Annotated in this window: 13 protein-coding genes and 1 pseudogene; 4 read left to right on the plus strand and 10 right to left on the minus strand. The window is 71.3% G+C overall.

Annotated elements, in window-relative coordinates; genetic code table 11:
• Positions 1-195: 195 nt before the first annotated feature.
• Entirely contained in the window at positions 196-1,827 is a 1,632-nt protein-coding gene (locus IF61_RS0129715; RefSeq protein WP_030369641.1) for an ADP-ribosyltransferase domain-containing protein, read from the plus strand.
• 94 nt (positions 1,828-1,921) lie between these two features.
• Here IF61_RS0129715 and IF61_RS0129720 read toward each other — a convergent pair whose 3' ends face one another.
• The gene (locus tag IF61_RS0129720; protein WP_030369642.1) at positions 1,922-2,851 is read right to left on the minus strand and encodes an NAD-dependent epimerase/dehydratase family protein; all 930 of its coding nucleotides are present in this window, start codon (positions 2,849-2,851) and stop codon (positions 1,922-1,924) included.
• A gap of 236 nt (positions 2,852-3,087) precedes the next feature.
• Here IF61_RS0129720 and IF61_RS34800 point away from each other — a divergent pair, with 236 nt between their 5' ends.
• The gene (locus IF61_RS34800) at positions 3,088-3,267 is read left to right on the plus strand and encodes a DUF1272 domain-containing protein (protein ID WP_078660603.1); all 180 of its coding nucleotides are present in this window, start codon (positions 3,088-3,090) and stop codon (positions 3,265-3,267) included.
• An 84-nt stretch (positions 3,268-3,351) separates the two neighbouring features.
• On the opposite strand, the gene IF61_RS0129725 is transcribed toward IF61_RS34800, so the two are convergent.
• Both IF61_RS0129725 and IF61_RS37320 read right to left on the minus strand, forming a co-directional pair.
• Positions 3,352-4,221, minus strand: coding sequence for an LLM class flavin-dependent oxidoreductase (locus IF61_RS0129725; protein ID WP_030369643.1), 870 nt, complete (start codon positions 4,219-4,221; stop codon positions 3,352-3,354).
• A 220-nt stretch (positions 4,222-4,441) separates the two neighbouring features.
• A pseudogene (locus IF61_RS37320) lies at positions 4,442-4,591 on the minus strand (phosphotransferase); the annotation flags it as partial.
• Between the two features lie 308 nt (positions 4,592-4,899).
• Here IF61_RS37320 and IF61_RS0129730 point away from each other — a divergent pair.
• On the plus strand, positions 4,900-6,540 hold the full coding sequence (locus IF61_RS0129730; RefSeq protein ID WP_030369644.1) for an ABC-F family ATP-binding cassette domain-containing protein: 1,641 nt from the start codon (positions 4,900-4,902) through the stop codon (positions 6,538-6,540).
• A gap of 482 nt (positions 6,541-7,022) precedes the next feature.
• On the opposite strand, the gene IF61_RS0129740 is transcribed toward IF61_RS0129730, so the two are convergent.
• Positions 7,023-8,030 carry an SMP-30/gluconolactonase/LRE family protein gene (locus tag IF61_RS0129740; RefSeq protein WP_052393230.1) on the minus strand — a complete coding sequence of 336 codons (1,008 nt, stop codon included), beginning with the start codon at positions 8,028-8,030 and terminating at the stop codon, positions 7,023-7,025.
• Positions 8,027-8,671 (minus strand): hypothetical protein, encoded by a 645-nt coding sequence (locus tag IF61_RS0129745; protein ID WP_030369647.1) that lies wholly within the window; start codon positions 8,669-8,671, stop codon positions 8,027-8,029. Before IF61_RS0129745 ends, IF61_RS0129740 begins: the two co-directional genes overlap by 4 nt.
• A 175-nt stretch (positions 8,672-8,846) precedes the next feature.
• Here IF61_RS0129745 and IF61_RS0129750 point away from each other — a divergent pair, with 175 nt between their 5' ends.
• On the plus strand, positions 8,847-9,512 hold the full coding sequence (locus tag IF61_RS0129750) for an HhH-GDP family DNA glycosylase (RefSeq protein WP_030369648.1): 666 nt from the start codon (positions 8,847-8,849) through the stop codon (positions 9,510-9,512).
• 27 nt (positions 9,513-9,539) lie between these two features.
• Here the strand turns inward: IF61_RS0129750 and ligD are convergent, their stop codons facing one another.
• The 5 genes from ligD to IF61_RS36700 form a co-directional block, all read right to left on the minus strand.
• Positions 9,540-10,505: a non-homologous end-joining DNA ligase gene (gene ligD / locus IF61_RS0129755; protein ID WP_030369649.1), complete on the minus strand. Its 966-nt coding sequence runs from the start codon at positions 10,503-10,505 to the stop codon at positions 9,540-9,542.
• Positions 10,506-10,632: 127 nt separating this feature from the next.
• Complete coding sequence (locus tag IF61_RS0129760) at positions 10,633-11,283, minus strand: DNA polymerase ligase N-terminal domain-containing protein (protein WP_052393224.1); 651 nt, start codon at positions 11,281-11,283, stop codon at positions 10,633-10,635.
• Positions 11,284-11,419: 136 nt separating this feature from the next.
• Positions 11,420-12,001, minus strand: coding sequence for a hemerythrin domain-containing protein (locus IF61_RS0129765; protein ID WP_030369651.1), 582 nt, complete (start codon positions 11,999-12,001; stop codon positions 11,420-11,422).
• 137 nt (positions 12,002-12,138) lie between these two features.
• The gene (locus tag IF61_RS0129770; RefSeq protein WP_030369652.1) at positions 12,139-12,711 is read right to left on the minus strand and encodes an N-acetylmuramoyl-L-alanine amidase; all 573 of its coding nucleotides are present in this window, start codon (positions 12,709-12,711) and stop codon (positions 12,139-12,141) included.
• Positions 12,712-12,769: 58 nt separating this feature from the next.
• On the minus strand, positions 12,770-12,969 hold a 200-nt coding region (locus tag IF61_RS36700; protein WP_425428240.1), incomplete at its 5' end, for a hypothetical protein.

Consider the following 12,969-nt stretch of genomic DNA (forward strand, 5'->3'; position numbering starts at 1 on the left):
TCGTCACGATTGCGGTGGGTGTCAGAGCCCGGTGCTAGCCTGCAGGCAGTTTCCGTGAGGCAGAGCCGGAGACCCGAAGCGGCGTTTTAGGTTCTTGTCGCCGCGTTCAGGCCCTCGCGCGGCGGTTTCACCTGCCTTGCCCACCTTGCCGAACATGCCCTATCAGCACGTTTTGATATTCGGAGCCCCTCCACAATGAGCGATTCCCCTACCCCGGCCGAGCCCGACGCCAATGACCCGCTTGCCCTCACCGAGCTCTTCAAAGGCGGCGGTGAACCGTGGCTTCCGCTGCTGAAGCCGGTTATCGAGGAGCAGCCGGAAGCGGCTGCGTTCATCGGCTCGGGTCGCGGCCCGGAAATCGTCCCTGTCCGCGAGCTGACCTTTCAGGCGCTCAAGCCCCATCCACCGCACAAGTGGAAGGTCGTCGCCTTCGGTCAGAATCCGTACCCGCGGCCGGAGAGCGCCACGGGCATCGCGATGTTCGACAACACCTTCCACGACTGGAAGGACAGCCAGTTCGGCAGGGTCGTCAGCATCCGCTGCATCATCAAGGCGGCGGCGATGTGGAAGTACGGCATACCCAAGAAGACCCCGATCGCCGATATCCGGGCGCTGCTGAAGGAGCAGGACACCGTCCAGCCGCCGGAGTGGTTCCAGGCGATGCTCACGCAGGGCGTGCTGCTGCTGAACACGGCACTCACCGCCAGCAGCAGCGGGGGAAGGGGTGCCGACGCCGACCGGCACACCGCCTTCTGGCGTCCGGTCGCCGAGCGGATCGTCGAGGAGATACTCAAAGCCAAGCAGGACGCCGACGAGGAGGACCGTGGTGTCGTCTTCGCATGGTGGGGGGCTCACGCGCGCAGCCTGAAGAAGGTCGTCCTCCGGCTCCAGGAGAAGTACCCCGGGGTCGAGGTCCGGCACATCGACCACCCCAACCCCGCGGCGCAGGGCGACATCTTCTGCGACGGCGACCACTTCGCGGTCGTGAACGACGCCCTCGCGTCGCTGGGCGCCGACACGGTCGACTGGCTGCCGAGCAAGGGGTGGGACAAGGCCGCGGCGGAGGCCGGCGGCGGGGCGGACGGCGGCATCGCCGAACGCATGGGCGCGTTCATCACGTCCACCATGGAGCTGCACCAGCTCTATCTCGAGCGGCTCGCCAGCGTAAAGGACGAGGGCCTCGCCCTCCCCGCCATCACGGGTGTGTTCGACACCCCGCTCATGGACTTCCGCGACGCCGTCGGCCCGGTGGCCAAGCTGCTGTCCGGTCTGGACCGGCACGTCGGCCTGTCGCACGAGTTCGGCAGGAGCCGGGCGGCCGAGCCGGCCACGGCCGGCAGCCTGTCCGCCGACGCGATCGCCGCCCTCTACCTCTACACCTGCGAGTCCGCGTTCTACCGGGAGATCAACGCCATCCTGCGCTCCCCGGACCGCTCCAAGGTCGCCCCCTACCTCCCGTACCTGCGGCTGCTGTTCTCGGCGGTGTCGGGGCTTCCCGCCCGCACGGAGCCGTTGTGGCGCGGGGTATCGCTGGACCTGCGCGGGCAGTACCCGGTCGGCAAGACCGTGACCTGGTGGGGCGTCTCGTCCTGCACGCCCAACCTGGGCGTGGCACAGGCGTTCCTCGGCAGCCGCGGCAAGCGGACGCTCTTCGAGGTGCGGCCCGCCCGGGCCGTGGGCATCCAGCGCTTCTCGGCGTTCACCGGTGAGGAGGAGTACATCCTCCTGCCGGGCACGCAGCTCAAGGTGGAGGACGTGAAGGTCGGGCGCAGCGGCCTGTGCACCGTGCAGCTGACCGAACTGGAAGAGCAGCCCCTCGTTTCCTGAGGGACCGCCGGCGCTGCAGTCCCGGCCAGGCCTGGCCTTCATGCGTGCATGAAGGCCAGGCCTGGACTGTTACGACTGTTACGGCTGCTACGGCCTACGACCGATCGCGCCACCAGTCGACCGTCGCCTTGACCTGCTCGTCGACGGAGGTGGCGCGTACGGCGAATTCGGCTTCGTAAGCGCTCGAGTCGACGACGAACGGGCGGTCGAACTGATAGCGGATCTCCTTCAGTTCGCGGATCAGCGGGGAGAACACGGACGCGATACCCAGCACGGCCGGCGAGAGCCTGCGTACGGCGACCGGTCCCGTTCCGGCCTGCGCGGCGAGGCGGTCCACCATCTGGCGGGCGGACAGCGCGGGCGCCGTCGGAACGTGCCAGGCCCTCCCCCAGGCGCGTTCCTCGCCCGCGACCTCGACCAGGGCCCCGGCCACGTCGGGGAGATATGTCCAGCTGTGGGGGGCGTCCGGGTCGCCGAGCGCGGAGACGGGCTTGCCGCGCAGCAGGCGTGGCATGACCCGGGCGGCCAGGTGTCCGCCGTCGGTCACGCCGGGGCCGAAGAAGTCCGAGGCCCGCACCTCGACCGCCCTGATGCGGCCCTGCTCGTGCAGGTCTCGCGCCTGCTCCCAAACGGCGGCGCGCACCCGTCCCTTGGGGCCCGTCGCCACGAGGGGAAGGTCCTCGGTCAAGGGGCCGTCCACGGGGCCGTAGCCGTAGAGGTTGCCCAGCATCACCAGGACGGCACCGGTGGCCTCGGCCGCCGCGCAGAGCGACGAGGCCAGCGGCGGCCACTCAGCGGCCCAGCGGTGGTAGGGCGGCGCGGCGCAGCCGTAGATCGCGGCCGCGCCCTGCGACGCCTCGATCAGCTGCCTGCTGTCCGTCGCATCCAGCGCGACGTGCTCGATGCCGGGCTCCGGGCTCCGGCCCGACCGGGTGACGACCCGTACCAAGTACCCCTTCTCGGCCAGCATCCGAGCAGTGGCCGCCCCGGCGGCCCCGAATCCCACTACGACACAAAGACTCACGTGCGCACACTAGCGCGAGTGCGTGTCCTGTTCCTGTCCCAGGTGCCCCGTGCTGCGGAGGCCGGCCGACGACCGGTCGGTCCTGGTCAATGCGGGCTCCGGTGCTGGCCCGATCCTGCGCAAAGCTGGCCCTGCCGACGCTTTCCGGCCATGTTTCCCCTGCCAAGAATGGGCTCCGACCTCATCCAGTGCCGGCTGACCCGCCGGCGGATGCCCGACCCCGTCAAGGAGAAGCCATGGCATTGGAGATGCGCGAGCGCTGCGAGCGATGTGAAAGCGCAGTGCTGCCGCCGGACTCGCCCGCCCGCATCTGTTCGCACGAGTGCACGTTCTGTGTGCCCTGCAGCGACGCCATGCACGACGTCTGCCCCAACTGCGGCGGCGAACTCGTGGCCCGTCCCCGCCGCGTTCCCTAAGAACACAACACCCCAGGAACACAGCGTTCCGGTACCGGTACCGGTAGGTGGTGCAGCTGGTAGTCCGCCGACGCTGTGCATGTGTCAAAGCCGGGGCGGGCCCTGTCCGGCGCGGTGGAGGAGCGTGTCGAGGCGGGAGAGCCCGGGGTCGTCCAGGGGAAGCCGTTCGTCCCACCATGTGGCCCCCGCGTCGCGGAGCGGTCCGATCAGGTCGCGGGCGGCGGCCGCTTCGTTCGCGGGGCTGAGGCCTCCGACGACCACCTCGAAGGGCGCGCCGCGGCGGTCGTCGGGGCGGTGCCGGCCGACGTAGGCCACCAGGTCGCGCACCTCCTCCACCGGCGGGGTGCGGCCGTGCCCGGCGGAGGCGAACAGCGGAACGACGCCGTCCCAGCGGGCCGCGCGCCGCATCGGCCTGCGGTTCGGCCAGTAGCCCGCGATCCACACCGGCGGACGCGGGCGCTGGACGGGCCGGGGCAGCAGGGCCACGTCCTGCGCCTGGAAGTGCCGGCCGCGGTGCGTGATCCGCTCCCCGGTCCAGTACCGCTCCAGCAGGCCCAGCCCTTCGTCCAGGCGCTCGGCGAGCAGGACTTCGTCGGTGGGTTCGCCGAAGCTGCCGTACTCATCCTCGACGAGCCCGCCCAGGCCCGCCGCGAAGACCACTCGGCCACCACTGATGCGGTCCAGTGTCGTGACTTGACGGGCCAGTTGGTGCGGACGGCGCCGGGGTACGGGTGTGACCAGCGTGCCCAGCTTGATGGACGTGGTGGCCAATGCCGCCGCTGTCAGGAGCATCCACGGATCGCCGACCGGGCGGGACGAGTCCTTGTCATGGACCACGTGGTCCCACAGGAACAGGCCGTCCCAGCCCGCCGTCTCGGCCGCTTTGGCCAGGGCCGCCACGTTCCTGGCATCGGCAAAGTCTCCGAAATTGGGGACATTCATCGAGAAACGCACCCAGGCATGATGAGCCTGAACACGTTTCCTTGCAATGGTCCTGTCCCGTACTGGCCCTTACTGGCCCTGTCCTGCGGCGGCCCTGTCCGGAACAGCTCTCAGCGGTAGCCGGCCACAGCCGGCCGCCACGGGCGAGTACCCCGCCCCAGGAAGTCCGCGCCGTAGCCGGCGCCGACGGCCGCGAGGTCCTCGGCGGGGTCCCGGACATCAGGGGAGTCATGGCCACCGCCTCGGTGCGAGGCGGGCACACCACACGATCGGATCCGATGACCTCGTGGTGGAACTGCCCCCACCGGACGGTCCGGACCCCCGGCCCGTCATTCGGAAGCAGCCTGCCGAGCAGAGCACGATGCGTCTCAGCGATCTCCACGGAGCCGGACTTTATTGCGTTGACGCCGTCACCACCGCTCCTTTACGTTTCATCACGCCTTTGTTGTCGTCGATCGGAGCAGGACGTTGCTCGTCTGAGGTCTTGAGACACCGCGCCACGCAGCAGCGCCATGACGCCGCCGCTGCCCGCGTTCCGTGTGCGACCTCGACGCTTGAGCCGTCCCTCCGCCGATGCGGGAATCTCTTTCCTGCCTTCTCGTCGGTCCCTCCTGGTCGCCCGGCGGTGTCCGCCCCACGCCCTTCCGGCGTTTCCCCGGCCGCCTTCCCCGCAACGATTACGAGGCTTTCTTGTCTGCTTCCCCTGCTTTCATCACGTGCACATCGCTCTCCTACGCCTGGCCGGACGGCACCACCGTCTTCGACGGTCTTCAGGTCGCCTTCGGGCCCGGAAGATCCGGCCTCATCGGTCTCAACGGCTCCGGAAAATCGACCCTGGTGAAGCTGATCGCCGGGGAGCTCACGCCCACCGGCGGCACGGTGCGCGTCGCGGGCGAGATCGGGTACCTGCCGCAGAACGCCACGCTCGACACGGCGCTCCGCGTCGAGGATGTCCTCGGCATCGCCGGCACCCGTGCCGCCCTGCACGCCATCGAGGCGGGCGACGTGCGCGAGGAGCACTTCACGGCGGTCGGCGACGACTGGGACGTCGAGGAGCGCGCCACGGCGACGCTCGCCGGCCTGGGGCTGGCCCGCATCGGCCTGGACCGCACCATCGGCGAGGTGTCGGGCGGGGAGTCGGTCCTGCTGCGCCTGGCCGCGCTGCTGCTGCGCCGCCCCGGCGTCCTCGTTCTCGACGAGCCCACCAACAACCTCGACCTGTACGCACGCCGGCGCCTGTACGCGGCCGTCGAGGCGTGGTCCGGCGTCATGGTCGTGGTCAGCCACGACCGTGAGCTCCTCGACCGCGTCGACCAGATCGCCGACCTGCGGGCGGGTGAGGTCTCCTGGTACGGGGGCAACTTCTCCGCGTACGAGGAGGCGCTCGCCGCCGAACAGGAGGCGGCCGAGCGGCTGGTGAGGGTTGCCGAGTCCGATCTGCGCAAGCAGAAGCGCGAGCTGGCCGACGCCCACGTCAAGCTCGCCCGCCGCAAGCGGTACGGCCAGAAGATGTGGGACAGCAAGCGCGAGCCCAAGATCGTCATGGGTGACCGCAAGCGCCAGGCCCAGGTCTCCGCGGGCAAGCACCGCATCATGCACGAGGAGAAGCTGGCCGGGGCGAAGGAACGGCTCGGCAAGGCGGAGGAGGCCGTGCGCGACGACGACGAGATCCGCGTCGACCTCCCGCACACGGCGGTGCCGCCGGGCCGCTCCGTCCTCACGCTGCGCGACCTCCGCCTGAAGTACGGGGCGCGGGTCGATGGCGGGTTCGAGCTGCGCGGCCCCGAGAGGATCGCCCTCGTCGGCCGCAACGGCGCGGGCAAGACGACGCTCCTGCGGACGATCGCCGGTGAGCTGGAGGCGCTCTCCGGGGAGGCTGCGGTCCACGTGCCGCTGCGGTTCCTGCCACAGCGGCTCGACGTCCTCGACGAGGAGCTGACGGTCGCAGGCAACGTGGCGCGGTTCGCCCCCGGAGCCACCGGCAACCGGATCAGGGCGCAGCTGGCCCGCTTCCTGTTCAAGGGAGCACGGGCCGACCAGTGCGCGGGGACCCTGTCGGGCGGAGAGCGTTTCCGGGCCGCTCTGGCGGCCCTGATGCTTGCCGAACCCGCCCCGCAGCTGCTGATGCTGGACGAACCGACGAACAACCTGGACATGGCAAGCGTCCGCCGGCTGGCCATGGCCCTGGATTCGTACGAAGGCGCGTTGATCGTGGCCAGCCATGACATCCGCTTTCTGGAATCCATCGCCATAACGCGCTGGCTGAGTCTCGACGGGGAACTTCGGGACACGTCGGCCGAGGAGGTGCGGGCGGAATCGGCCACGGGCTGATGCCGTGGCCGTGAGTTCTCCATGGAGTTCCCCATGGAGTCCCCCATTTGGCGGAACCCGGTGTTTGCACCACCCACGCACGGCAACGCGACAAGGGAAACCACCGCCGCTGCGAAAGGGGACCCCGTGGTCGCCGTCGCTCTGCTCCTGCCGCCTTTTATGTTGTGCGTGGTGCTCGCGCTGGGCCGCTACGAGGAACGGCTGCTGAGCGGTCGCGTCCCCGAACGCCCCGCGCAGCCCCGGCGCCGCCTCCTACGGGCGGTGCCCGATCTCACCGGTCAGGAGTCGGACTCGCGTCAGGAGTCGGACTTGCATCAGGCGCCGGACTCGCATCAGGCGCCGACCCCGCCGGTGGGCCCGGCGTCGCCTGCCAGGGCGTTCGCAAGGGGCAGGGGCAGGCACGCCGCCTGAGCGGGCCCGTACGGTCCGGGCAGGCTCGTACGGTCCCGGCGGGACGAGCGGGTACGCCCCCCTGCCCTCGTTCAGGGAGCGGAGGCCGGGAGTTCGCACACGGCGATGCCCGGCTCCAGGAGGCTGCCGAGGACGAGGGTGCCCCGGTGCTCGTACACGCTGGTGATCATCCGGTAGCCGGTGCCGTGGCGTCCAAGGTCGTGGGTGATGCGGCCGCCGGCGTCGACGCCGATGACGCGCGCGACACGGCGTGGGGGCAGGCGCAGGTGGACCGCCGCGGCCGCCGCCGTGCGTCGTACCGGCACGGGTGCTCGGTGCAGCCATTCGAGGGGCGCGGTGCGGGGCGCGGCCAGGGCGGTCCAGAGGGTTCCGTCGGCGCTGCGGGAGAGGTTGTCGGGGAAGCCCGGCAGGTTGCCGGTCAGGGTGTCGCGCACGCCGGACCGCGGGCCGGTGAGCCAGAGGCGGGTGAGGCGGTACGCGCCGGTTTCGGCCACGGCGACGTACGACTCGTCGGCCGCCAGGACGACGCCGTTGGCGAACTGCAGGTCATCGAGGAGCACTTCGGGCTCGCCGCCCGGCCGGAGTCGCAGCAGCCGGCCGGTACCGGAGTGCTCCACGATGTCGGCCTGCCAGTCGCGCAGCCCGTAGCGCAGGCTGGCGGCGGTGAAGTAGAGGGTGCCGTCCGCGGCGGCGGTCACGTTGCTGCAGAACCGCAGTGGGGCACCTGCCACCGAGCCCACGAGCACCTCGGTCCTGGCTCGCCTGCCCCCTTCGGTTTCAGGGGTGATGCGCAGCAACCCCCGTTCCGCGTCGCAGACGAGCAGCCGGCCGTCGGGCAGCGCCTCCAGGCCTAGTGGCCTGCCGCCCGTCCGGGCGATCTCCTCCACCCGCGCGCCGCCGCGCGGGCCGGGCAGGGTGATCCGCCGGATCCGGCCGTCGTCGGTGCCGGTCAGCACCCGTCCGGCGGCATCGACGACGACGTCCTCCGGCCCCGACCCCCCGATGCGGAGCATGCGCAGCGGAGGCAGCCGCCGGGGCGGCGTGGCGCGGGCGGGAGCGGAAGCGGGCGGGCGCCTCATGAGACGGGCACGGGACGCCGGGCGCGCAGGCACCGGGAGAACTCCTCGGCGTACGGCAGGATCACCCCGGCGCAGATCACCGCGGCGAGCCCGGCGAGGTACTTCGCGGGCAGCGGCCTGTCCTTGGGGAGGAGGGCCCAGTCGCGGGGGCCGGGTCCGCCGCGCAGGGCGGCACGGACCTCGTCGGCGTGCAGGCACGCGGTGAACGCCATCGCCGACAGTGGCAGCACCTCCAGAAAGCTGTGGATGTGCTGCTCCACGGGGCGTACTTCGCGCTCCGCCGTGGCCAGGCTGACGTCGTAGAGGGCCGTGGCGCCGTGGGCGACGGCCGCCCCTCCCATCACGGAGAGGACGAGCGGGTTGATCCTGGCCAGGAGGCCCATCGCGACGGGGACACCGGCCTCGGTCATCATCAGCGCGTGGACGGCGGATTCCTTCACGCCGCTCGTGTGCTCGATGCTCGTCTTCTTGTGCATCCACCAGTCGGCGACCGCGGGTACCACCCACAGCGGGAGGACCCCGTAGAGCAGGAACCGCCGGTTGGCGTCCTCGACGGTGGTGGGGCGGGCGGGGACGGAGAGGTCGCGTCCGCGGCGCCAGTGCTGCCAGGTGCGGACGAAGGACGTGCCGGAGCGAGCCATGGAAGCCTCCGGGGAGAAAGGAGAACGGGGTGGTCGAGAGCGGTGATATGAAGATCGGTCCGCAGCTCCCGTACACATCTACCCCCTTGTCCCCCGGCATGCAGCCGGCGCGGAGAACGGCCGGATAGCGTGATCGCGCCGCGCGGGACCGGGTCCGTCAGGACACACTCGTTCCATGGGTACCGGCAACGAGCGGACCGCGGCCGCGCTGCTGCGGATGTACGGGCGGACGTACGCCGAGGAGGCGGGCATCCGGCTGCGGGACACCCCGCAGCCGCTGTACCGGCTCCTCGTGCTGGCCTGTCTGCTCAGCGCGCGGATCCGGGCGTCCGTCGCGGTCGAAGCCGCACGCTGTCTGGCGGAGGCCGGGATGAAGGATCCCCGGCGGATGGCCGGGGCGACCTGGCAGCAGCGCGTGGACGCGCTGGGCAAGGGCGGCTACCGCCGCTACGACGAGCGCACCGCCACCCAGCTCGGCGACGGCGCGCAACTGCTGATCGACCGCTACCGGGGCGACGTCCGGCGGATGCGTGAGGAGGCGGACGGCGATACCGGGCGGCTGCGGAAGCTGTTGCAGGAACTCCCGGGGCTCGGGCCCGCGGGTGTGGCCATCTTCCTGCGGGAAGTGCAGGGCGTGTGGCCGGAGGTGCATCCGTGTTTCGACGGAAAGGCAGGGGAGGGCGCCGCGCTCCTCGGGCTGCCGCGCGATCCCGGCGCGCTGGCACGGCTGGTCGCACGTACGGACGCTCCGGCGTTCGCGGCCGCTCTGGTGAGAGCTGCACTGGACAAGGAGATCGCCGGTGAAGTGAAGGAAGCCGCCCGTGCCGGGAACGGAGGCTGACCGGTGCAGGGGCAGGGCGTCACACGCTCAGGTGCGTGCGCGCAGGGCGTCGAGCCTGCGGCGGGCCGGGCCCAGTGACCGGCCGCGCGGCGCCGCTCCGCCGTCCTGCCAAGGGTCGTGGCCGAGGCGGCTGCCGACCGTGGTGAGGGTCCAGCGGCCGGCCGTCAGCTCCGGGTCGTCGACCTCGTCCCAGCTCAGCGGGGTGGCCACGGGGGCTCCGGGACGGGCCCGGACGGCGTAGGGCGCGACGGCCGTCTGGGCGTAGGCGTTGCGCTGGACGTCGAGGTAGAGCCGGCCCTTGCGGGCCGCCTTGCGCGGCTCGGTGGTCAGTCCGGCAGGGTTGCGGGCGGCGAGGACGTCCGCGAGGTCGCGGGCGAAGGCGCGGACGTCGTCGAACGGCGCACGCCGGTCCAGGGGGACGAGGACGTGGAGCCCGCGCGACCCGGTGGTCATGACCGTGGAGGGGAGGCGGAGTTCGTCCAGGAGTTCCCGCAGCAGCAGGGCGGCTTCGCGTACGGCGGTGAAGTCGTCACGGGAAGCGCCCGGCGGGTCGAGGTCGACGACGAGCCGGTCGGGGCAGTCCGGGCGATCGGCGCGGGCGAGCCAGCGGTGCGGCGTGATGCACGCCTGGTCCGCGAGGTAGACGAGGGTGGCGGTGTCGTCGCAGACGACGTGAGTGACCGTACCGCCCTCCTTCGCGAGTTCCGCACGGTGCACCCAGCCGGGGAAGTGGTCGGGTACGTCCTTCTGCATGAAGCATTCGCCGTCGGTTCCGTCCGGGCAGCGCTCCAGCATCAGCGGCCGCCCGCGCAGGTGCGGCAGCATCCGCCGGGCGGCCTTGCGGTAGTACTCGGCGAGGTCGGCCTTGGTGAGAGCGGTGTCGCCGGTCCGGTCCTTGCCGGCGGAGCCGGCGGCGTCGGCCGGCCCGGCGGGGAAGAGCACCTTGCCGGGGCGGCTGATCTCCACGGTGCGGCGGCCGGTACGGATCTTCATGGCGTTCGCTTGCCTTCCCTTGCCCGGCCTTCGCTTGCCTTCCCTGGCCTTCGCTTGCCTTCCCTGGCCTTCTCCTCCTGCCTTCCCCTGTCTTGCTTCGCGCTGCTCAGCTGCTCGCAGGTCCTGGTCAGCCGGATTCCGCTGCCGCCGCCTGCCGGGCGACCTGCCGCAGTGTGCGCCCCGTAAGGGCCGAGCGGGCCCGTACAGGGTCGGTTGAGCCGTGGGCAGCGGTTGCGTGCTTGTCCTTCCGCTTGACCAGCACCCACGCCTCGTCGCGGCCTTCGCGGATCCTGGTGAGCGCGTAGCCGCCGTGCAGCTTGCTCCCGTCCATCCAGAACGACGCGTGGCCGCGCCGCAGGGCCTCGGCCATCGGGAGCTCATCCCCGTCACGGCCGGTGGTCTCGTTGCGATAGGTGCCCTCGTCCCAGACGATGACCGTGCCCGCGCCGTAGCCGCCTTCCGCGATCACGCCTTCGAAGGTGCGGTACGACAGCGGGTGGTCCTCGGTGGGCATGGCCAGCCGTTTCTCCTGCGGGTCCCGGGAAGGGCCCTTGGGGACGGCCCAGGACTTCAGGACGCCGTCCGCCTCCAGCCGGAAGTCGAAGTGCGTGGTGGTGGCGTCGTGGATCTGGACGACGAAGGACGGCTGTCCACCGGCGGCGCGGCGGCGGCCGCCCGCCTTGCCCGCGCCGCTCGGTTCGGCGGTCTTGGTGAAGTCGCGTTTACGGCGGTAATCGGTGAGTGCCCCGGCCGACGCCTCTGACTTACGGGAGGTCATGTCGTCTTCCCTCTCCCTTCGGGACTTCCCTCAGGGCTTCCCTTCAGGACTCACCGTGTCCTTCACCGTTACCGTGCCATTCACAGCGGGCCGTCGCAGGGCGGGGGCCGCCGATCGGGGGCGGCCGTCCGGCTGCTCAGCTGCGGCCCAGCACCTTGCGCACCGCGTCACGGGCGCGGTCCGCCACGGCGGCCGGAGGGCCGAGCAGGGCGTTCTTGGTGACGGTCTCCGTCCCCGGGTGCGGGCGCGTCGGCGCGACGGCCTCCGCCGCGCGCACGGCCTTGGCGAGGGCCTGCAGCCGGGCCGGGTCGCCGGCTTCGAGCAGGCGGGTGAACTCGTACGTCTCCTCGGCCCGCGCGTGGGCGCGCACGGAGTCACGCAGGGTGGTGAACTCCTCGACGAAGGCGGGGCCGTCGGGGTCCAAGTGCTCCAGCCGCTTCAGGGCCCGCTTGGCCGCGTCCTCCTCCTTGAGCCGGTCGGCCACCACGTGCTCGCCGCCCTCGGCGGCCTGCCGGGTGTAGGGGTGGACGACTTCCTCCTCGGCCGTTTCGTGCACCGCGAGCAGGTGGACGAGCTGCCGGAAGGCATGCCGCCGCTCCTCTCCGGTGTGTTCCAGCACGTCGTCGAGCAGAGTGCGGATCCGCTCGTGCTGATTCATCAGCAGCGCCACGACATCATTGCTCTCCGGCCGTCGGCCGGCGGTGTCCGGGTACCCCATGGTGTCCTCCTCGGGGTTGTCGGTCGTATGCGTCGGCACGGTCGTGCGGGTACCCCGGGGCACGGACCTGACACCATCGAAGGGGCCCGTGGACGCGTACGGCACCCGTGGCCATCTGGTGTGAGCGCGGCCGGCCGTCAGGGCCGGCGGCTGAGCCCGGCCCAGAACTCCGAGACATCGGCCCAGGGGAAGAGGGGTCCGGGGTCGATGCGACGGTGCACCTTGACCTCGGGGCGGTCCGTGGCCGGGACCAGGGCGGTGTCGAGATCGCTGTGCCGGTACAGGTCGGCGAGGCCGGGGCATTCGGTGCGGAGCGTCCTCAGGACGTCCATGAGGGCCTGCACCTGTGCGGGCGGGAAGGGCTCCGTCGGGGTCTGGTGGCCGGCGTCGAACCACCGGGGGTACCGCCCGCGGTTGATCAGCTCGATGCCGATCGACGGGGTGTTGTGTCCCTGGACATGCTGGGCGACGCGTTCGACCGGGACGAGTTGGCGCACCGTACCGTCCCGGTCGATGTACAGATGCCCGCACACCCCGCGCCCGCTCTCGCTCTCCCGCGCCGTCTCCTCGGCCACCTGCAACGCCTCCTCGAAACCGGGAAGCTCGGTGGCGTGCAGCACCACCGTGGTGACGGCATCGAGACGGCGCTCAGGGAGTCGGTGATACCAACTGACGAGATGGTCGCAGCCGTAGCGTCCCACAAGGCTCATGGGACCCGACTCTACGACCTGCCCGCCGTCAGGAACTGAATGGGCAACAGCTCACTGGTCATCGGTTCCGGCGGGTGGCCGAGCGCGGTCGCAGCAGTGCCGCTGCCAGTACGGCCGGGACGGTGAGCAGCAGGGTGAGCTCGACCAGCGAGACGCTGCCGGTCTTCTTCTTGCCGATGGATTTGATGGCGTTTCTGTAGAGGGGACGGCGGGCCTCAGGCGGGTTCGGGCGAGTGGGGGGCTTGGGGACCGTCGACG

It is taken from the genome of Streptomyces roseoverticillatus (genome assembly GCF_000719265.1).
Classification (GTDB): domain Bacteria; phylum Actinomycetota; class Actinomycetes; order Streptomycetales; family Streptomycetaceae; genus Streptomyces; species Streptomyces roseoverticillatus.

Excerpts from the sequence above, each read along its gene's own strand:
- IF61_RS0129715 (WP_030369641.1), top strand. The coding sequence starts at position 196 with ATGAGCGATTCCCCTACCCCGGCCGAGCCCGACGCCAATGACCCGCTT.
- IF61_RS0129760 (WP_052393224.1), bottom strand. The coding sequence starts at position 11,283 with ATGACCTCCCGTAAGTCAGAGGCGTCGGCCGGGGCACTCACCGATTAC.
- IF61_RS0129745 (WP_030369647.1), bottom strand. The coding sequence starts at position 8,671 with ATGGCTCGCTCCGGCACGTCCTTCGTCCGCACCTGGCAGCACTGGCGC.
- IF61_RS0129750 (WP_030369648.1), top strand. The coding sequence starts at position 8,847 with ATGGGTACCGGCAACGAGCGGACCGCGGCCGCGCTGCTGCGGATGTAC.
- IF61_RS0129765 (WP_030369651.1), bottom strand. The coding sequence starts at position 12,001 with ATGGGGTACCCGGACACCGCCGGCCGACGGCCGGAGAGCAATGATGTC.
- IF61_RS0129770 (WP_030369652.1), bottom strand. The coding sequence starts at position 12,711 with ATGAGCCTTGTGGGACGCTACGGCTGCGACCATCTCGTCAGTTGGTAT.
- IF61_RS34800 (WP_078660603.1), top strand. The coding sequence starts at position 3,088 with ATGGCATTGGAGATGCGCGAGCGCTGCGAGCGATGTGAAAGCGCAGTG.
- IF61_RS0129740 (WP_052393230.1), bottom strand. The coding sequence starts at position 8,030 with ATGAGGCGCCCGCCCGCTTCCGCTCCCGCCCGCGCCACGCCGCCCCGG.
- ligD (WP_030369649.1), bottom strand. The coding sequence starts at position 10,505 with ATGAAGATCCGTACCGGCCGCCGCACCGTGGAGATCAGCCGCCCCGGC.